Source organism: Rhizobium sp. RHZ01, from assembly GCF_014851595.1.
Taxonomy (GTDB): Bacteria; Pseudomonadota; Alphaproteobacteria; order Rhizobiales; family Rhizobiaceae; genus Rhizobium; species Rhizobium altiplani.
The window spans coordinates 1-19,444 of record NZ_JACUZZ010000050.1 but is presented as its reverse complement, the minus strand read 5'-3'; the positions used below and the strand labels follow the sequence as shown (position 1 = coordinate 19,444).

Annotated in this window: 21 protein-coding genes and 2 pseudogenes; 16 read left to right on the top strand and 7 right to left on the bottom strand. The window is 57.9% G+C overall.

Going from position 1 to position 19,444, the window contains the following annotated elements; all coding sequences use genetic code 11:
• The 4 genes from IB248_RS31415 to IB248_RS29805 all read left to right on the top strand — a co-directional run.
• Window positions 1-197 (top strand): hypothetical protein (locus IB248_RS31415; protein ID WP_210333093.1); only part of this gene is annotated, 197 nt, incomplete at its 5' end.
• Window positions 198-219: 22 nt separating this feature from the next.
• A complete protein-coding gene (locus IB248_RS29815; protein ID WP_192242133.1) occupies window positions 220-1,161 on the top strand; it encodes a DUF2950 domain-containing protein in 942 nt (313 codons plus the stop codon).
• A 246-nt stretch (window positions 1,162-1,407) separates the two neighbouring features.
• Entirely contained in the window at window positions 1,408-1,758 is a 351-nt protein-coding gene (locus tag IB248_RS29810) for a hypothetical protein (RefSeq protein WP_192242132.1), read from the top strand.
• Between the two features lie 186 nt (window positions 1,759-1,944).
• Complete coding sequence (locus tag IB248_RS29805; protein ID WP_169684533.1) at window positions 1,945-2,304, top strand: hypothetical protein; 360 nt, start codon at window positions 1,945-1,947, stop codon at window positions 2,302-2,304.
• A 487-nt stretch (window positions 2,305-2,791) separates the two neighbouring features.
• On the opposite strand, the gene IB248_RS29800 is transcribed toward IB248_RS29805, so the two are convergent.
• Together IB248_RS29800 and IB248_RS29795 are read right to left on the bottom strand one after the other, a co-directional pair.
• Window positions 2,792-3,412, bottom strand: a complete 621-nt coding sequence (locus tag IB248_RS29800) for a MarC family protein (protein ID WP_246733909.1) — start codon at window positions 3,410-3,412, stop codon at window positions 2,792-2,794.
• 143 nt (window positions 3,413-3,555) lie between these two features.
• Entirely contained in the window at window positions 3,556-3,927 is a 372-nt protein-coding gene (locus IB248_RS29795) for an STAS/SEC14 domain-containing protein (RefSeq protein ID WP_246733910.1), read from the bottom strand.
• A 419-nt stretch (window positions 3,928-4,346) separates the two neighbouring features.
• On the opposite strand from IB248_RS29795, the gene IB248_RS29790 reads away from it, so the two are divergent.
• On the top strand, window positions 4,347-4,691 hold the full coding sequence (locus tag IB248_RS29790; protein WP_049809262.1) for a hypothetical protein: 345 nt from the start codon (window positions 4,347-4,349) through the stop codon (window positions 4,689-4,691).
• Between the two features lie 1,024 nt (window positions 4,692-5,715).
• Here IB248_RS29790 and IB248_RS29785 read toward each other — a convergent pair.
• Window positions 5,716-6,123 (bottom strand): type II toxin-antitoxin system death-on-curing family toxin, encoded by a 408-nt coding sequence (locus IB248_RS29785; RefSeq protein WP_192242131.1) that lies wholly within the window; start codon window positions 6,121-6,123, stop codon window positions 5,716-5,718.
• Window positions 6,120-6,269 (bottom strand): hypothetical protein, encoded by a 150-nt coding sequence (locus tag IB248_RS29780; protein WP_169683820.1) that lies wholly within the window; start codon window positions 6,267-6,269, stop codon window positions 6,120-6,122. The genes IB248_RS29785 and IB248_RS29780 overlap by 4 nt, the downstream gene beginning before the upstream one ends.
• Before the next feature lie 373 nt (window positions 6,270-6,642).
• Between IB248_RS29780 and IB248_RS29775 the strand changes: the two are divergent.
• The 6 genes and pseudogenes from IB248_RS29775 to repC form a co-directional block, all read left to right on the top strand.
• A pseudogene (locus IB248_RS29775) lies at window positions 6,643-7,110 on the top strand (tyrosine-type recombinase/integrase); the annotation flags it as partial.
• A 706-nt stretch (window positions 7,111-7,816) separates the two neighbouring features.
• Window positions 7,817-8,113, top strand: a complete 297-nt coding sequence (locus IB248_RS29770) for a hypothetical protein (RefSeq protein WP_192242135.1) — start codon at window positions 7,817-7,819, stop codon at window positions 8,111-8,113.
• Window positions 8,114-8,258: 145 nt separating this feature from the next.
• Window positions 8,259-8,471 (top strand): hypothetical protein, encoded by a 213-nt coding sequence (locus tag IB248_RS29765; RefSeq protein ID WP_192242130.1) that lies wholly within the window; start codon window positions 8,259-8,261, stop codon window positions 8,469-8,471.
• Window positions 8,472-8,577: 106 nt separating this feature from the next.
• Window positions 8,578-9,783, top strand: coding sequence for a plasmid partitioning protein RepA (repA, locus tag IB248_RS29760; RefSeq protein ID WP_018859809.1), 1,206 nt, complete (start codon window positions 8,578-8,580; stop codon window positions 9,781-9,783).
• Between the two features lie 75 nt (window positions 9,784-9,858).
• Complete coding sequence (repB, locus tag IB248_RS29755) at window positions 9,859-10,872, top strand: plasmid partitioning protein RepB (RefSeq protein WP_169683819.1); 1,014 nt, start codon at window positions 9,859-9,861, stop codon at window positions 10,870-10,872.
• Between the two features lie 155 nt (window positions 10,873-11,027).
• Window positions 11,028-12,248, top strand: coding sequence for a plasmid replication protein RepC (gene repC, locus IB248_RS29750; protein ID WP_192242129.1), 1,221 nt, complete (start codon window positions 11,028-11,030; stop codon window positions 12,246-12,248).
• A 345-nt stretch (window positions 12,249-12,593) separates the two neighbouring features.
• On the opposite strand, the pseudogene IB248_RS29745 reads toward repC, so the two are convergent.
• The 3 genes and pseudogenes from IB248_RS29745 to IB248_RS29735 form a co-directional block, all read right to left on the bottom strand.
• A pseudogene (locus IB248_RS29745) lies at window positions 12,594-13,707 on the bottom strand (site-specific integrase); the annotation flags it as partial.
• Window positions 13,704-14,111: a type II toxin-antitoxin system VapC family toxin gene (locus tag IB248_RS29740; RefSeq protein WP_192242128.1), complete on the bottom strand. Its 408-nt coding sequence runs from the start codon at window positions 14,109-14,111 to the stop codon at window positions 13,704-13,706. The pseudogene IB248_RS29745 and the gene IB248_RS29740, both read right to left, overlap by 4 nt.
• Window positions 14,111-14,365 (bottom strand): type II toxin-antitoxin system Phd/YefM family antitoxin, encoded by a 255-nt coding sequence (locus IB248_RS29735; RefSeq protein WP_018859803.1) that lies wholly within the window; start codon window positions 14,363-14,365, stop codon window positions 14,111-14,113. The genes IB248_RS29740 and IB248_RS29735 overlap by 1 nt, the downstream gene beginning before the upstream one ends.
• Window positions 14,366-14,862: 497 nt before the next feature.
• Between IB248_RS29735 and IB248_RS29730 the strand changes: the two genes are divergently transcribed.
• From IB248_RS29730 to IB248_RS29710, 5 genes are all read left to right on the top strand, one after another.
• Window positions 14,863-15,663, top strand: a complete 801-nt coding sequence (locus tag IB248_RS29730; protein ID WP_348644151.1) for a methyltransferase domain-containing protein — start codon at window positions 14,863-14,865, stop codon at window positions 15,661-15,663.
• Between the two features lie 226 nt (window positions 15,664-15,889).
• Entirely contained in the window at window positions 15,890-16,363 is a 474-nt protein-coding gene (locus tag IB248_RS29725; RefSeq protein WP_169683815.1) for a DUF2147 domain-containing protein, read from the top strand.
• Between the two features lie 331 nt (window positions 16,364-16,694).
• Window positions 16,695-17,525: an oxidoreductase gene (locus IB248_RS29720; RefSeq protein WP_169683814.1), complete on the top strand. Its 831-nt coding sequence runs from the start codon at window positions 16,695-16,697 to the stop codon at window positions 17,523-17,525.
• Window positions 17,526-17,582: 57 nt separating this feature from the next.
• Window positions 17,583-18,617: an AraC family transcriptional regulator gene (locus tag IB248_RS29715; RefSeq protein ID WP_169683813.1), complete on the top strand. Its 1,035-nt coding sequence runs from the start codon at window positions 17,583-17,585 to the stop codon at window positions 18,615-18,617.
• A 203-nt stretch (window positions 18,618-18,820) separates the two neighbouring features.
• Window positions 18,821-19,330 carry an SDR family NAD(P)-dependent oxidoreductase gene (locus tag IB248_RS29710; RefSeq protein WP_348648628.1) on the top strand — a complete coding sequence of 170 codons (510 nt, stop codon included), beginning with the start codon at window positions 18,821-18,823 and terminating at the stop codon, window positions 19,328-19,330.
• The last annotated feature ends 114 nt before the right edge of the window (window positions 19,331-19,444 follow it).

Sequence of the window (19,444 nt, the reverse complement as noted above, 5' to 3'; positions counted from 1 at the left end):
CCAACGCCCAGCGCCCCAACCGTTCCAACGTCCAGCGCTCGCCCAACCGTTCCAACATTCAGCGCGGTGGGGGTGGACGGTCGCAGATGAGCCGTGGCGGTGGCGGACGGCAGCAGATGAGCCGCGGTGGCGGCGGTAGACAAATGCCTCGAGGCGGCGGCGGCCGCGGTGGCGGACGCGGTGGCGGCAGACGTTGAGCGACCTTTGGGGAGAAAAACGATGAACACGTTCTTCAAGTCTGCAGGCCTCTGGGCCGTTCTTGCAACAACGACCGTTCTTTGCGGAACTGTACCGGTGCTCGCCCAGGATACGCCGTTCGACAACTTCACGGCCTCAACTCCGGCGCCGCAATTCGACGACCCGATTGCGGCGGTCGACAAGCTGAAGGCAGCGCTGTCGTCCGGCGACGTCGATGGTCTTGCTGCGCTGCTCGGCATCGACGCGGCCAAGCTAAAGGCCAACGAGGACGCCATGAATACCTACCGGCAAATCCGCGAGGGCGCCGCAAAGCAGGTGGTCGTGGAGGACCGGGACGGCAAGAAGATCGTCGAGATCGGCGACAAGCTTTGGCCGCTCCCCTTCCCGCTCGCGAAACGTGGTGATGGCAAATGGGCCTTCGATACCAAGGCGGGCTTCGAGGAGATCCTCGACAGGCGGATCGGCGAGAATGAACTGCAAGCGATCGACACCATGCGCAACTACGTCGACGCGCAGCAAGAATACGCTTCGGCCGATCACGACGGCGACGGCGTTCTCGAATATGCACAGAACCTTATAAGCAGCCCTGGCAAGACAGACGGCCTTTACTGGCCCCCCAACCAGGGAGACTCAGACAGTCCCGCCGGAGCCTTCGTCGAACAGGCCGCTCTCGAGCGTGCGAAGGCCGGGGATGGCTATTTCGGCTACCGTTTTCGGATCCTGAAGGGCCAGGGCGCCAACATAGCCGGTGGCGACTACAGCTACATAATCAACGGCAACATGATCGTCGGGTTCGCGCTCGTCGGATGGCCCGTCAAATACGGTGAGACGGGAGTGAAGACGTTCCTGGTGAGCGAGAAGGGCGTCGTCTACGAACGCGATCTCGGCACCAACACCGCCGCGGCGGTCGCGAAAATGACGCGCTTCAACCCTGACGAAAAATGGGACATCGTACCCAACTGATTTTGGCGACGGCGCATTTTAACATTCCTGCTTTGGCTCCGCGCGCCCATAAAACTCTTCGAACGTGTAGTAGGGAGGCAAGTCATGGGTCAAACGATGAAGGCCGCTGTGGTGCGGCGCGATCAAGAGATGTTGCGCAAGTTGATTGCATAACTGCTGTAGGCAGCTTGGGTCCCGAGCTATTGCTTCAAGTCAATCAGTGACGTCGTGTGCCGAATTGGCACCAAAACATGCAAGGATCAATCAATGCTGTTCTACTTTGCACGGACTGTACGCGCTTTGATCAGGGTATCGCTCGTGGTGCTGGCCGCTTGTTGGACGTCGCTCCAGGTATCTGGTTCAGCGGCGTTGGCTCAGGATCCTTTTGACCGTTTTCCTTTGGTCATCACCTGCCAATACAAGGACACGTTCCATGCATTCTATTTGTCCCGAGTCACTGAGGACGGGACGGCAACGTTTGTTGCGTCGGACCGAATCGGAGGTACTATTACTGTACATGGCCGTGCCAAAGCCATTGGAGATTCCGAAGGCGAGAGCTGCGTCGGCAAGACCCTCGAAGAGCTGAGGGCCTCGGGACAGGCGCACGACATCAGATAGCGGTGGGCCGACCGGGTAATTCCTTCTGGTCGTCCGTCATGTGCGTTAGCATTAACACCCACGCTAGCTTCAAACAGTCTAAGATCGGATTTCCGCCCAAATTCTGGGCTGGTATTGACTACGCTCAATGCCCTGCCGCTGGGCGTACGCTATGTTCACGGCAAACCATCTTTGTGGAGCATTGAAATGATGAAGCTAGCGGCACTGCTTGGAATCGCAATCACAATCGCTACTGTCGCATGCCCGGTCGATGCTCAACAGACCCGGCGCGAATATCGCAGGATGAACTGGAGCGAAAGTCTTCCGGAATCTGTTCGCACCTATCATGGCAAGCGATTATCTATAGTTAGCTACCGAACCGCAAACTTCTCCGAAACTGGTGCACATCCATCTCCCGGCAGCGCACAGCACCAGAAGGCCATCAGAGACGCGGCAAAGTCGAACAAGTGGCTTGTCGGGCAACTCAAGGCCAAGGGGCTCAAGCCCGACGACATTGAGTGGGTCATGAGGGCACGCAACGGCAACATGGTGTTCTATGTGGAGTGAGCTGGTGATCATTTGTGGCCGTGCTTGCCGCCATGCTCGGCGTCTCATACGTGCCTGATCGTGTCGATTGGAATGAAAGCGTTCCAATGAGGTGCCTCGATGTGGCAACGGCAGCCACATCGCCCCTCCTCGGCGATGCACCCAAGCGCCTCTCAAGATATGCTCTCCCTGGTAACGAGGCCCTCGCCTTAGGATTGAAGGAAGGGTCCGTTGGTTCTGGTATCCCGCGCCACAGGGACCGACTTCAGATAAAGCTCTTGGCTTTGGCTCTCGCGCACGTGCCGAAACTCGTCGGTCGAAATCTTGCGCCAGTTCAGGTGAAATTTGTTCAACACCGAACGGTGAGCTGGGTTAAATCCGCCGCCCTGTTGAGTCGCGTGCTACTAACGGCCCTGCCGAAGCCCGGATAAGCCTGACACTCGTCAATAGCTGGCATTCAACCATCCGACTAGAGTGACGAACGTTGCCCGGTGCGGAAAAGCGGTGGTTACCAGGCAATCATGCTTAAACTATGCAAAATTATCTGCAGACCCAGAGCAGCCTGGGTAACGCCAAGCACCACTGCCAAAACCTGCAGTGAAGTTCCGATCCATCTAAGGATAGACTCCGCGAACAGCATTGCCATCCAGTCCAGCACCAAGATCAGCAATACGATGGCCGCCACGGTGAGCCCTTCCGTTTGGCGGTCACCCGCCAACGTCGCGAAGACGATCACGGCGGCTATACCATAAGGCGTCACGATCGTTGGAAACGCCAGCGGTGTAAGAGCTAGTCCCACATCCGTTTGGCCCGGCTCTGTCGGTCGTACCGGGAGGTTAGCAGCCGGCTGCAAGACAGTTCGCAAGGCCACGATGAACAGGATGATGCCGCCGGTCATCGCCAGCACCGGCAACGAGATTTCCAGATTTTCAAGCATGGTGCGTCCGAGAAAGCCGGCGATCGCGAGCGCCGCCGCCGAGAAAAGGATCGCTCTGGTGGCTATTCGTCGCCGAACGCTGGGCTCATAGCTGCCTGCGAGGACCTTGAATGGCACCAGTATCTTGATAGGACCGAGCATCAAAAAAAGCATCAGGAATATTTTGCGCGCGCCGAACTCCACTTCAGGCATGTCCGCTCCGAGCGGCGATTGCGCAAAGGATTGCACGGGAAGACATGCGGCCCAAACCACAGTCAGAACAAAGGCCAGGAGACTCCGCCGGCCGGGACAGCGCAACCAAGGATCTGCTTCTGCCTCTTTCTCCCCCGGATAAGTCATGGTCGGCCAGTCTCCAACCACGAAAGGGCTGCTGCTCGTTGCCCAAAGTCGAATGAGCGAATCTCAGGGTGGACGAAATAGCGGGCGATGGCGGGGATGAGCCTAAGAAGCCTGCTGCCGGTTACAACCGCAATCCGTTCGATTTGACGATGGTGACCAGACACAAATTTCAGATGAGCAGCCAGGGCCCCGAAGTTCTTCCAGCCGGGGAATGATTCAATACTGATCATCAGACCGTTGAGTTTGCCGTCTGAACGAAGGACGAACTCGACCCCATTTGCGATCGTCGCGAAGTCGGCCCGTTCGAGCGAACCGTGTGGTGTAATGATCAGGATGTTCTTGTCGCGCAGCGGCTCAACGACAATCATGGTCACCCCCACTTGTCCTCAGTGCGGCTGGGTCAAACGCTCTCCCGGCGAACCTGGTCTCGGCAACAAACGAACAGCCGAACAAGAGCATGACATCGGCGCCAGGACGTCGGTTGTGATACCGCCTGCTCGGCATGCTGTCGCAATAATTTCACTCAGGAAACGAACCATAGTATTCGGCAAGGGCCGTTGTTCCCTTTGCTGTCTGTTTTCCCTGTCTCGGCCCACCTCCCGTGGGTCTTTTCTTTTTTCCCATGGCACCGGAAGCATCTCTCCCACGGTTCGCGACGTTTTTCTGCTGGGATCCTAATAGACGCCATACACGACCTGAAGGAGCTCACGTTTTGCGCGATGCAGTCTATTGCATATGACGTTTTTATGACAGAGTTTGTCGCATCACGTTCAAGAGGAGGGCAAACATGGGTGAAAAACGGAAACGAGTCTATGAAGCGCTTTTGGATGGCGCCACAGAAGGTCTTTCCGGCAAGGGGCTTTACGATTTCGTTTTGAACCGTTGCCCAAAGGCGACCAGCAAGAAGATTGTGCGTGCCTCGCTTCTGGCGCTTACCGATCCTCATGTAAGGGATCCGAATATCCTGAATACCATCTACGCGCTCGCCATAAAACACAGGATGGATGAGGTCGGCTCCGCCTACGATCCCGATGACGAGGAGAACGCTGCTGAGAAAACCCCGGTTCTGCGCAAGCTGAAGAAGAAAGCGGAATCGTCCGCCTATGCAGCCCTCCAGGCGCATCCGACGTGATTAGGAAGCTCGCTTCAGGTCACCCGCGCATTGTAGCTACGCGGCAATCGGCTAAAGCGCCGCATTGATTCTGCTCAAAGTTCTCGAAGCGTCCCAAGTAATGGGTGCCTGGCACATCTGGTGTCCAGCGTCAGGCTAACCACGTTGTTTGTGTTAACTGTCCGTGTCTCGGCTGTGATACGGACGCTGATCGAGACGTTCCGTTTTGCGATGATCACCATCATTTGCGGGCACGGTCGCTGATTGCCCAAGCGCCCCTCACCCTCTGGCCGAGCATTGGAAATACGTTGCGGCCGGATCGATCGTTGAAACTTGTATCGGTGGCCTGCTGATGGGCAGCGTTCCGAGAGTCTTGTTACCTTTGCTCGCGGTGATTTTGCTGATCTCGGCGATCAAGGTATGGCGACACGCCTGGAGCTGGGTCGGGGATGAAGAACCCTCCCAATCTGGGAAGCTGTAAGATCATATTCGATGGCCGAGTTCTCAGCTTATGGTTCCGATGGAAATCGGGAAGTAAAAGCCACAGCGTCACCGCGTCACAGGCTCTTAAAGGGTATTCTTCGAGATCACAACACATTGAACTCATGAAAAACGCGCCATTAACCGGAAGTGATAGCACCATTTGCTTCCGCTGCTGCTGACGTTGTTGGGTTGGCTTCTAACCATCGATAAGTAGCGCTTATCGGAAGTGAGATACGCCGTGACAGAAACCACGATGTGCGATCTTTGCGCCGGCGAGGGTCGGGAAATCGCATGTCGGAGACACAGTGTAAAATACTGGCGCTAATGTGGGGTCTGTATCTCGTAGCCTTCGTATGGGCGAGGTTTTTGACGAGCGAGGACAGGCTGTCGCGCAATTGGATTATCTTTCGAGTAGCCGCTCCTGGTGATGCTCCTTCCACAAGCACATGTGCTCGTAGGTGTTCGCCTACGACGACGCATATGTCGCTCCTAAGTCATTCGTGACTATATGATGCAATATAGCAAGAGCGATGACGGAATGCGGCTGGCGAGAGCTGGGTTGCTAGTCTTTGGGTACGACGAACTGCTCGAGGTAATCCCTGAAGCTGTCGAAGGGACGATCTTTCGTCAGAACCTCTAGCAGAGCGACGGCGACGAGTTCGTCATCGGCCTCGTCGGTGAGGGTGTAGCCATTCGATTCCAGGAAGGCGTAACCTGCGATAAAGCCGGTGCGCTTGTTACCCTGCTCAAATGCGTGGCACTCACCGATCGCCACCATGTAATCGGCGGTGAGCACGAGGATATCGCTCTCATGGGCATAGTGGTAGGACGCTTGAGGGCGGTTCATGGCGCCCGCAAGTTTGGCCATATCTGTAACGAGGTGCCGCTCCTTAAGATGCGGCGACGCGTCAATAGCCTGCTCGTTGAAGAGAACTACTGCCTCGATGGGCAGCCATAAGGGCTCGATCACTTGGCGAGTTCAGCAAGAACCTTTGGGAAGCGCTTGATCGCCAGCTGGCCAAGGGCAGCATAATCCACTGCCGTCGTCTGAGGACGAGGCTCGTAGGTAGGACTATTGCTAACAACCCGCGAAGGCGCAACATGGCGAATGATCATCGACTTTCCCCTTTATCCAATCGGGTCCATCCGATCTGGATGCTTTGGCCAACTGCGGCGACGACAAATTGTTCCGCGGTTCTTGCAGAGTAGCTAAGCAGTTGCACATTACGCAACAAACGCACGGGAGTCTAGAAACGTTTTGCAACCTCAGAACATCCCAAAGCCGGCGCTCTGCCTTATCGCCTCGAGCTCTCCGCGATCTCGGCGAGCTCAGCCTCTTCCTTGGCGATCCGGCGCATTTCCGCTTCGACAGACTATTCAAGACTCCACACGAAGAGCACTCTGCTTACGCGCGATCATATCGTCGACCGCGCCTGCCATTGCCTCTTCAGACATAGACGCTCCGCTTAACCGCCGGTGAATCAGCTCCCGCAGGGCTGCCGTATCAGCGGACTCAGCAATCGAGGTCGACGACGGCCCTCCCCTGCCCTCTCTCGCCATCCATCTCGGCCGCACGAAAACATCAGGTGCCGAGCAGGATGAGGTCGTCTATCTCACTGGCCAGCCGGTCGAGGCGTCGAACGCTTGGCTCGACGCCGCCAGCATCAACAAGGGATCGATTTTCCGGGCTATCGATCGCTGGGGCAGTGTTTCGCGCCGTCCACTCGATCCGAAGGCAGTCAACGATATCGTCAAGCAAAGGGTGGCGATGGCTGGGTTGGAGCCTCGGGATTTCTCCGCGCATGGGCTGCGGTCGGGGTATTTGACCGAAGCCGCCAATCGCGGCGTTCCGCTCCCTGAGGCGATGGAGCAATCGCGCCATCGATCCGTCCAACAGGCGTCGAGATACTACAACAACGCGTCGCGGCGCCGGGGGCGCGCCGCGCGCCTGCTCTAGGATCACAACCAACAGAAAGATCAAGTTCGATTGAGCCGGAAGAACGCTTCGTTCAATTCGACGCACCTTGAGCCAGCCGATTCGCCATCGGCCAGCCCGCCACTCGACGTCGAGGCGGGCGCGTCCGGAGACTTCTCCGACCTCCGTCCTGACCCATCAATATACGGTGCGGTTCAAGGTGCACCACGATCCTGTGGGTTGCCTGCCGCGACCCGTTGTAGCCTCCAACGAAGTCGACGATGCTGGCCCGGAATCAGAGGGGAACTCACAATGCAATCCGGCCTGGCGACGATTACAATTGCTGATGATGGCCATAGCGAGCACGTCGCATTCGAGCTTTCAGGCCGCTCGGGACTTCTCTTCGCACACCAAGAACTCTTGATGCGTGCCAAGAATGCAAAGGCCGTGCGACTAGCATTTCTGACGGCAAGGTCCGAGCATCTGATCCGGATCGGAAATGTAGACGCCAGCTGTGCAAATTTCTCCATCCTCCAGGACCTCAACCCATCCTGACAACAATTGCGACGGGCAATTACTGCGAAGGTCGACCTGAATCAAAGGCGCTGACGATTCGCGCCACGGGGCGCCCCAATCGCTGTGGTCACGAGAGTGCCGCATCGGTTTGTCGATCGGATCTCGGAACAACGGCTTTTCACCTCCGTTTCAAAGTTAGTTGCATTCACGCAGCAGTTTTATGGAGGCAGTCATGCATCTGAAATTAGTCGCCACGTCGCTCCTGGCCATCGGACTTGCCAGTTCGGCGCTTGCACAGTCAAACCCGGCTCCGGCGGGCTCCACCGTGGACAAGAACCATGGTGCCGCCACAAGCACGACCAAACCCATGAAGATGAAGAAAGTTGATAGGTCGACCACCGGCAGCACGACCCAGAACGTCAACAAGGAAAACTGCAAGTCGATCAAAGGAAAGAATTCGTTGCAGACCCAGGGCGGTAACAGCAACACAGAAAATGCCGAAGACACTTGCGCGGACAATAACAACTGATCTGCCGGTCCCGCTTTTGGAAGGATGGCGTAGTTTGAGACTTCGCCATCCGGTGTCGTTCAATGCCTGGTGTTGATCCGAAGCTCTGATGGGCGATAGATTTAGGGTTAGCGGCGGAGGTCCCTGCGCAGGAATTGTCGATCGCATGGACGCCGCGCCGGGTCGCGCTGAATTGCTCTCTAAGCAATTTTCAGTGGACAACACCGATTTCTGGAACTGTGTGGCCGCGAAATCTTTTGACAGCCGTGCAAACACCAAAAATATCTCGCAAAATCAGCGGGTTGATTCGCTTTTAGCGGCTCTGCCGTGCGCACTTCGCCATTGGAAGGCGTTTCTGCCGGAGAACCGGGCATATTAAGCCTTTGTTAACTAAAAACTTCTTGCGCCATTCAGAGAATCGCATCTAAATCACGCTTAAGATGCAAATCGCTTGAGAAAAGCGTTATTCCGGAAAATGGCAAGATATGAACATGGCACCAGTCTTTATCGAAGACCTTGAGTTTGACAAGGAAATCCTTGAACAAGGCGAACTCATCTCCGACAAGCTGAACATGCTTCGGCTGGAACAGTACCCACCGAACGCTATGAAGGGCCTCAGGCACTTCTCGTTGGCTGAGGTTGCCGAGTACCTCGGCGTCACCCAGAACCATATCAAGAAGCTCCATCTCGAAGGCAAGGGCCCTGCGCCTCAGCTGTCGGGCTCTGGCCGTCGCTCGTACACCGCCGAGCAGATGATGGAACTGCGTCGTTATCTCGACAAGCATGGTCGATCGGATTTCAAGAAGTATGTGCCGCATCGCCGCAATGGCGAGGAGCTGCAGGTCATCTCCGTCGTCAACTTCAAGGGCGGTTCGGGCAAGACGACGTCCGCAGCCCATCTCGCGCAATATCTCGCCCTAACCGGTCACCGCGTGCTTGCCGTCGATCTCGATCCGCAGGCATCGTTCACGTCTCTCCATGGCATCCAGCCCGAGCTCGACCGCAATCCATCCTTCTACGAGGCTCTCCGCTACGACAGCGAGCGCAAGTCGATCAAGGAGCTGATCCGGCCCACGAACTTCCCAGGCCTCGACATCGTTCCAGCAAATCTCGAACTGCAGGAATACGAATATGAGACGCCTCTTGCCGCCTCATCCAAGAGCCAGCAGGAAGGCAAGCTATTCTTCACCCGCATTTCGCAGGCCCTTAAGGAAGTCGATGCTGACTACGATGTCGTCGTCATCGACTGCCCGCCGCAGCTTGGCTACCTCACGCTGACGGCGCTCAGCGCTTCGACGGCGGTTCTTATCACCGTCCATCCGCAGATGCTCGACGTCATGTCAATGAGCCAGTTCCTGTTGATGCTTGGCGGCATCCTTGAATCGATCAAGGGGGCAGGGGCCTCGGTCAAGCTGAAATGGTTCCGTTACCTGGTAACGCGTTATGAGCCGATGGACCAGCCGCAGGCGCAGATGGTCGGTTTTCTCCAGGCGCTGTTTAACAAACGCATGTTGAAGAACCAGATGCTGAAGTCCACCGCGATCTCGGATGCCGGCATCACCAAGCAAACCTTGTACGAAATTGAGAAGTCGCAATTTACCCGCTCCACCTATGAACGAGCGGTAGAGAGCCTGAATGCGGTCAATGGAGAGATAGTTTCCTTGATCCACGGCGCGTGGGGACGGAAGTGACGTTTTTGACAGCCGTGCAAACGATCGAAAAGTCGATTGCTTTCAGGGAGATGAATACCAAAGGCGGAGATGGAAATGGCTAGAAAGAACCTCTTTGCGAGCGTAACGGCGACGCTGGGCGACGATGTCGACCGCGCCGCCGTCACTGCGTCTGAAGCACGCGCCTCCTATACGCGGCGAGGGGCGTCACGCTCGATGATCCAGTCCCTTGACGAGCTTGCCGAGACCTCCATGCGGGTGCTTGACGGCGAGACCGTCATATCGCTCGATCCAGGCGATCTCGATGGTTCTTTCGTTGCCGATCGGATTGGCGACGACGACGAGGCATATACCAGTCTTCGGGACGCCATTCGGCTCTCAGGCCAATCCACCCCAATCCTCGTGCGGCCGCATCCAACCGATGACGGCCGATACATGATTGTGTTCGGCCATCGTCGTGCGCGTGCTGCACGCGAGCTTGGTTTGAAGGTCCGTGCCGTCGTCAAGCCGCTTGCCGATATCGAGCACGTCATCGCCCAAGGCCAGGAAAATACGGCCCGCGCCGATCTGACCTTTATCGAAAAGGCGATCTTTGCCAGCAAGCTGCAGCGAAGCGGAATGTCCCGCGACGTCCTTAAGTCAGCGCTTACCGTCGATGACAGCCTTTTGTCGCGCATGCTTTCCGTTGCCGAAGTCGTTCCTGACAGCGTGCTGGACGCTCTGGGGGCTGCCAAGGGCGTCGGCCGAGATCGGTGGGAGGAATTGAAGAAACTCGTTCTCAATCCGTCTGTGGCCCAGCGAGCGTGCCAGACGGTGAAGGAGGACGGCTTTGCCGCCCTCACGAGCGACGACGCGAGATTTCTTTATCTTCTCACGGCCCTGAAAAGCTCAAGCAAGTCAGGTCGTCCGTCCAAGCAGAAGCCCGCCGTTTCGGCCTGGGCTCCGGTAGATCAGTCTGTCAGCGTGACGGCAAAGCCCAAGGCCAACGGCCTTGTGATGGAGTTTGGAAATCCGAAGGGCAAATCCTTCGGCCTGTGGCTCTCCGGCAATATGGACAGCCTCTTCGAGCAGTATTCAAGATCAACCGAAAAACAGCAAACGGGAGACTGAACAGCAAAAGAAAAAGGCCCCCTCAACGTTGCCGCCGTGGAAGCCTTCCTCTGAACTAGACACTTAGAGAATCGCATTTCCTCGAATCGCAGTCAAGAGTCTTTGGCACCGTTTTGGTGAGCAATTTTCTTTTGCCTTCTGAAAGGTGAAGGAAAATGCACGGTGAACACATAACGACGCCCTTTGGGCGGCGGCCGATGACGCTTGCGCTCGTGAAACGCCAGACAATCGTTTCCGAAATCAGCCAAGGCAAATCAGCAAACAAGTGGAAGATCTTCCGCGACGTCTCCGAGGCCAAGGTGATGCTTGACCTCAAGGACCGCAGTCTTGCTGTCCTCGATGCCCTCTTGAGTTTCTACCCGGAAAATGAGCTAAGGCAGGACGCACAGCTTGTCGTCTTCCCTTCCAATGCGCAGCTTTCGCTTCGCGCCCATGGTATCGCCGGAGCAACGCTTCGCAGGCATCTCGCTTTCCTCGTCGAGGCAGGTCTCATCCTGCGCAAGGACAGTGCGAACGGCAAGCGCTACGCCCACCGGGGCAGGGGAGGGGAGATCGAAAGTGCCTTCGGGTTCGATCTGTCACCGCTGCTCGCGCGCGCAGATGAGCTCGCAGCGTTTGCCAATCAGGTTGTCGCAGAACGAACCGCGATCCGCAGAGCCAGGGAGAAGCTTACAATCTGCCGGCGCGATGTTCGCAAGCTCATCGCCATGGCCGCCGAGGAAGGTGTCAGTGGCGATTGGGACAGCATCAGCGAAGCCTGCACCGACCTGCTGAAACCAATGAACCACTCGGCCAGCCTTGAGACCATCAATCGTGTTCTGAACGATATGGGCCTTCTGTTGTCCGAAGTCATCAATATCCTGAAATTCCACTCAGATTCCGATAATCCAAGCACCAATGATGCTCACTGTGAGCACCACACACATAGTTCTAATACTGAATCTCATATTGAATCTGAACGTGACCGCAAACCTCTCGCTTGCGAACCAGATGCCCATCACGGACCTGCGCGAAGCCACGCAGAGAACGTGCCACTGAGCATGGTGCTCAGGGCGTGCACAGACATTGGCGCCTACGGACCAGGAGGAACCATTACCACCTGGCGGGACCTGATGGCCGCATCGGCCGTCGTCAGATCGATGCTCGGCGTCAGCTCCGCCACCTTCGAGGATGCCTGCCATGTGATGGGACCGGAAAACACTGCCATCACTCTCGCCTGTATCCTTGAGCGCGCACGCCACATCAACTCGGCCGGCGGTTATCTGAGGGATTTGACCCGACGCGCTCGCCAGAAAGCATTTTCGCCCACGCCGATGCTGATGGCCCTGTTGCGCGCGAATTCAGGCGCAGTGGGCCGCGCTCGCACAATCACGTAGAAACCTGCCTATTGCATCGAGACAAAGCATCATCACGAACCACGAATGACGTCCAAAAGGCAGCGCTTTTGCCCTTTCGCCGAAGTCATCAACGTATACCTGGAGTTTGGCCACCAACCAGCAACGGAAAAGAACACTTGGTTTACTTCCGCAACCAGCGCGACTTCTTGGAATGTCAAGGATGTTAGACCCGACCAGAAAATGCTCACGACCACGTCACGCCAGTCCAGAACCGCCCACCAAGTGTGGCTTTTACTTCCCGATTTCAATTGGAGCGCTGAGCTGAAAATCAGACGCGTGAATTTTACCTAACGACGTCGCAACACCAATAGGGGTGGGGCCTTCAAGCCCCGACGCCCTGGTGAGATTGATCCGGAAGCGATCGCGGCGGCGCTGATATTTGCGGGTCATTTCCGCACTGGCATGGCCGAGTTGCTTCTGGACGTAACGCTCGTCTACTTCGGCCGAGGACGCAAGGCCGGCACGCAGCGAATGGCCCGAGAATATCTCGGCCGGATCACCCTCGCTCAGATCTCCGCGAACACCGGCGGCAAGTGTCGCCTTCTTGACGAGACGTGCCACCTCCCGGTCATTCAATCGGTCCGGCCCAACGTCCTTGCCCTAGCCCCGGACCCGGCGGAAGAGCGGACCTCTGGCGATCCGGGCGAACTTGATCCAGGTCTCGACGGCAACGACCGGGCAGGTCGTGTCGGACGAGCCGTGGCCGATCTCGACCTCTCGCCAGCCGGTCTTGCCGCGCAGGGTGACGAGCAGGCCCTTGTCGAGGATCTCGATCCAGCCGCGGCCGTCTTCCGTCTGGTCGCGACCAAGGTCGAGTCCGACGATCTCCGAGCGGCGCGGGCCGCCGGCAAAGCTGATGAGCAGCATGGCGCGATCGTGCAAGCCCCGCAATGTAGCGCGGTCGAGGGTGTCGAGCATGGCGAGCAAGTCTTCCGGAAGCAGGGCTTCCTTCTGCCGGGGAGGGGCAGCATTGGTGTTGCGGATGCCGGCCATGACCGTGGCGATGGCGCGGTGCTTGCGATCGAGATTCTCGCCGCCACGCTGGGCGTAGTTCCAGGACAGCGAAGAGAGACGGCGTTCGATTGTTGTGACCGAGTTGGGCTTGCGGTCGGCCGATGTGGCGCCTGACGCGCAGGCGGTTATCTAGAGGCCGACGACCTGGGGATCCGGGGAGGGGAGTAAGGTTCTGCCGGCGGCACTAGGCGGTAAAATGCTTCCAGTCCGAGGCGTAGGCCTTGCGAGTGTTGGCGGAGCTGGAGGCCTCGACATAACCGCGGGCCCGATCGGCGAGGCGCTCGAGGCGCGCCAGCAAGGCGGCGCTCGTTTCTGGAACAAGGGAGGGGAGTGCAGTGCCACCAGGATTCGCGTCGACCGTTACACCACCCGGGTGGGAGAGATCGACTTCTTGCGGTTCCGAGCCCGTCGCTGAGCCGCTCACGCCGGTGTCTCCCAGGGATTGATCACAGATGCGTCCGTGTCTTCAAAATCCTTGACGTTGCGCGTGACGAGGATCAGGTCGTGGACGATGGCGGTCGCGGCGATCAACCCGTCAATATCGCCACGCGGCCGGATCGCGGCGATGCGGCCCCGTTCGACGGCGATCTGGTCGGTCACCGGCAGGATGCGGTCGCCATGGTCGTGGCGCAGCTTGCGCAGCCATTCGGCGAGGTGAGCGGCGGCCTTCGGATCCGACTTCTGTTTCAGCGCAATGCCGCGCATGATTTCGCCGAGGGTCAGCGCGCTCAGATGGATGCTAAGCGGGTCTACCGAGCGCAGCCAAGCAACCGCCTGCGGCGTGCCGCGTCGCGCCTCCGAAACGATGTTGGTGTCAACCAGATACATCAGAAGGCCACGTCGCGGCTTGGCGTCTTGGCGCGCGCCTCGACCGCATCGGCGAGCTCATCGTCCCAAGCGGGACCGCCAAGCAGATCGTCGACCAGCGTCGGTCGGCCGGCGCGCAGAGCGTCATAGTCGTGGGCGGACAGCACCACGGCAGTGCGCTCTCCACGAAGCGTGACGATCTGCGGCCCCTCGTGTCGTGCCTTCTGCACCACTTTCGAGAAATGGTTCTTGGCGTCCTGCAGTTGCCATTCCATTGCTTTGCTCCAAACTAGCTAGACTGTCTAGCCATATATACCTGTTTTCCGGCGGGTGAAAGCGCAAATTTCCACCGATCGAGGGCGATTTCGGCCTGATTCGGTGGCCTGTCTAAAGAAGAAAGAAACGTCCGATAAGGTTTAGGTTTCGGGTGCCGTCAGGCATACGAAAGCCTCCCATGCAGGAACCCGCGGTCGGCATTCTCTGGCTATGGGGTTTTGTGTATCGGCTCTGCCGGTGGGCCGCTGATGGCAGCGGCGCTTGTCGGTCCCAGCAAGCCGAGAGTGGTGTTTGCAGGTGTGATTGCCGAGATTTTCGTGGTGATTGAGAGCACGCCTGACACGCTGATAGCCGTCGCCATTGGGACTGGCGCAGGCCCTCCCGTTGGCCCGCTCTGTTTTTGAGCAGACCATATGAATGGATCTGCCATGCCGGGTCATGACGCACTCTCCCGGTTGGTTGTTGCCTTATCTGGCGGTCCACGCGGTTGACGAAAGTGCTCGATGAAGTTGGTTGGCAGAATCTGCCACTCGATTGGCATACCCTGTCACTGCAAACCCTGCAGCCAATCATTACCTTTTCCGCGCCCTCGGTGATGATCGATCCGTTTTGGATCGGTGACATCGAGGCTTTGTCGAACAGCTTTGGAAGCGGCAGCAGGTTGGTAGCGGCACACTCGTTCAAACCGCATTCCGTTTCCGCCACATTCGCAGGAGGCGAGATGCAGAGCGATAGCTTGGTTTTCTTTCGGGCTTGGGTCGCGCGACCGTTTCAGATAGCCGCCATCGTACCGTCAGGACGGGCGCTTGCCGAGATCATTACGCGGGAGATCACACCACAAACGGGGCATGTCATCGAACTCGGGCCGGGTACCGGCGTGTTTACGACCAAGATGATCGAACGCGGCGTCAGGCCCCAACACCTCACTTTGGTCGAGTACAGTCAAGAGTTTGTTGAACGCCTCAAGGGCCGCTTTCCAGGTGCCCGGGTACTGTCGATGGACGCTGCACGTCTGCAAGATCTTAAATTTCCCCCAGAGACGTCGGTGGGCGCCGTCGTTAGCGGCCTTCCGCTACTGACCATGCCGGCAGGCAAGGTGATGGAGATCCTCGAAGGAGCTTTCCGGCACCTGCGGCCCGGCGGCGCATTCTACCAGTTCACTTACATGAGCAAGTGTCCTGTCCCCCAGTCAGTTCTTGATCATCTTGATCTGAACGCAACGCAGGTGGACCGAACCTTTCGGAACCTCCCACCGGCCGCGGTCTATCGGATTACCACCCGCAGGCCTGGCAAATAACTCATTGGCGGACTGCGCAACTGGATTGACGTGCTCGGTCACTGCTGAGTGCCCGGCAGGCCATTAGTCTTCCTCGCGTCCGACGACAACAAACAACATCGGACTGCCCCAGGCCGATGCAAATCGGCCGGTACTGTGGTCGCGACAGAGATGGCAGCCGGAACGAAGGTCCTCGTCTTTCCTGTGCGGATGCATCAACATCGATTTATTGAAAAGGTTTCACCTTATGAACGTGTCAAAGGTCTCAAGGCGATCTGCCATCTTCCTGGCAGTGGCAACAATCGGACTGGCCTCGGTGCCGGCGACCCATGCGCAGCAGGCTTCTCCGGCCGACGCTATCGTCGGAACATGGCAGGCCAACGACGGCAGCGTAAAACTGGATATGTTTAAGGAAGGAACGGAGTTCCGGGCGCGCCTGCTTTATGGCAATCAATTGATGGAAGCAGACAACGTTACTTTCAAGAAGGACGCCAAAAACCCTGATCCGGCCTTGCGCTCCCGTTCCATGAAGAATGTCATCTTCATCACCGGTCTTCATTGGAATGATGGGAGCTGGACCGGCGGCGCGCTCTGCGATGGCTCCTCGGGCCGCACCTATAATTGCCAGATTACCATGCAGGGCGGCAAAATGAATCTCCGCGGTTATATCGGTATCTCCGCACTCGGACAAACGTGGGCCTTCCACCGCGTGGGCGGCTAACTCTGTGATTGCGGACATGAGCTCAGCCGACGGGTTTCCAACATAAGTAGCGCCCCCGCACATGGTGAGAACTCGCCGGTTCGGCGTCGGGCGGATGCCGCATGAGGCGGCACCCGCCCGATTTGTTGAGTATAACCGACCTGCCTTCCTGGGATGAGACGGAACCGCTGCTGGCTTGTCTCTCGACTAAGAATGGTGCTGTTCCTCCGAACGGCAATTTTCTTGGCGCCATCGATGCCATTGGCGCAATATGCAACAGTGATGGCATGTTCCGTCAATGACCTTATGCTGGCGAGGCCCTATCTGTGATTTCACGAACAGAGAGGCAAACATGATCGACAACCGCAAGAAAACAGCACTTGTAACCGGTGCATCCTCCGGCATGGGCAAGGAAATTGCCAAGCGCCTCATCGCCGACGGCTTCAGGGTCTACGTGGCCGCACGAAGCGTCGACAAGATGACAGATCTGGAGAAAATCGGCGCGCGTGCCTTGCAGATGGACATTTCCGACGACAACGAGATCCAGGCTGCCGTCAGCACAATTCTGACGGAAAGTGGCGGTGTCGATGTCCTGGTCAACAATGCCGGTTTCGGCCTTTACGGACCGGTCGAGGACATTCTGCTCGACGAGGCTAGATACCAGTTCGAGGTCAACGTCTTCGGCCCGGCTCGCCTGACCCAGCTTCTCTTGCCGGCGATGCGCCAAAGGGGGGCGGGCACCATTGTCAACATCACCTCGATGGGCGGCAAGATCTATACGTTGCTCGGCGCCTGGTATCATGCCACCAAGCATGCCCTCGAAGGCTGGTCGGACAGCCTGCGGCTGGAACTGGCACCCTTCGGCATCAATGTGGTGATCGTGGAGCCGGGTCTGATCGAGACCGGCTTCGGCGATGTGGTTGCCGACGGCCTGGTCAAGCGCTCGGGCGCCGGCGCCTATGCCAAGGTCTCGCAGGCCGTCGCAAAGACCACCAAGGCGACTTATGGTCATGGTCGCGGCACGGATCCGAAGGTGATCGCTGATGTCGTCTCCACGGCCGTCAGCAAAAGAAGGCCACGTACGCGCTATGTTGCCGGCAAATACGCGAAACCGATGATCGCTATCCGCAAATGGCTTGGTGACCGTATGTTCGATCGTATCATCATGAGCCAGATGCGATAGAATTTCGGCCAATCGAACCCGGCATCCTTTATGAGTACTGCGAAAAGGCTAACCCGGATGACGGCAATACCGGCGGATAAATGCAAGGTTCCCCTGGCGTTCTGGCGTGCGGTCGAAAGGATCGGCCTGCCGCCATCCGCGGTTCTGCGTCAGGCCCGGCTTCCCGCCACGCTGCACCTTAGCGAAAATGGCATGGTGACGACGGCGCAGTATTTCGCGATTTTCCGGGCGCTCGAGGAACTGGCGCCGGAGCCTGCCCTTGGGCTTCGGCTGGTCCGCGAAGCCGATACAACCGTCCATCCACCATCCACCCTGGCGGCCTTTCATGCCAGGGATTATCGCGATGGTCTCTACCGTGTCGCGCGGTTTAAACGGCTCTGCACCCCCGAGCAGTTAAGTTTTAACGAAGAGAAAGGCGAAGTCTCGATCACCAGCGACTGGATATACGCCAGCGAGCCGGAACCGGGTATCGCCACCGACGTCGCCTTTGCTTTCTTGGTTGAGCTCGGCCGTCGCGGGACCGGGCAGCCGCTAGCGCCTCTTCGCGTCGAGTTCATGAGTGCGGGGCCGAAGAGCGATCTCCATCAAGCCTTCTTCGGATGTCCGATCAAGTACGGTGCTACCCGAAACAAACTTGTTCTGAAATCCTCCGATCTCGACCGGCCGTTTCCGGGGCACAACCCCGAACTCCTGGATATTCTGACGCCTGCGCTTGCCGCTGCTATGGATGAACTGCAGGCCCGCAGTTCCATCGGCGACCAGGTCAAGGTCGTGCTGAAACGAAGCCTGGCAAGTGGACGGCCCGAGCTGTCGCAGGTCGCCCAGGACCTCAACATGAGCGAAAGAACACTCCAGCGCCGCATCACCGACGAGGGCAAGACATTCCGTGAGCTGCTGTCGGAAGCGCGCCAGGACCTCGGACGCCAGCTCCTGTCCAATCCGGCCACCGACATTGACGAGGTTGCATGTCTGCTGGGCTATCAGGACCGCAGCTCCTTCTATCGTGCGTTTCGCGACTGGGAAGGGCTGACACCGCTGCAATGGCGCGAATTGAACGGGCAGGACGCGCCAGCGATCCTTTCATTGCATTGATACAGACGGAAGTGGACACGCTCCACTCCTCGCAGCGTACGGCGAAACCATCCTCCAGTATTGAACAGTAAAAACCCTTTGGCGCCTCCCGCAATCCGATTGGCGCCGTCGGTGACTGCGCCGGCACGCCCTCGCTGGTACTAAAAAATGCCGGGGGCATCTGAAGCAAGCAATCGATTCAAGGAGATCAGAATGTCTGCAAAGTGTGGTTCATCACCGGCGCCTCCCGCGGTTTCGGTCGCATCTGGGCGGAAGCTGCCCTCTACCGCGGCGACAAAGTCGCTGCCACGGCACGCTCGCTCGAAAGTATCGCCGACCTCGCCATTCGGTATGGCGACGCGGTTCTGCCGCTCGCCCTAGATGTAACCGACTCCGATCAGGTTCGCAGCGCGATCGACCGCGCGGATGGCCATTTCGGCAGATTGGACATCGTCTTGAACAATGCCGGCTATGCGCTTGTGGGTGCAGTCGAGGAAACGGCGGAGGCCGACATCAAGGCGGAATTTGAAACCAGCTTCTTCGGCACGCTACGCGTGATCCAGGCAGCTCTGCCGCTGCGCAAGCAGGGGAGCGGCCATATCATCGGCGTTTCCAGTGTGGCAGGCCTCGTCGCAAGCCCGATCATCGGATTCTATCACGCCTCTAAATGGGCGTTCGAGGCGATGCATTTGCCCCTGCAGGAGAATTCACGGGCTATCGATCTAGGTGTGTAGTCCCTGAGTGTGATGGTGCATCATTGAACCTGAGTCGTCAGGAAGAGGATGCATTATGGGAAGTATTCTTCACGGCAGCGCCCGCACGACGCCGCGTCTTCGAGCCGAACTCCA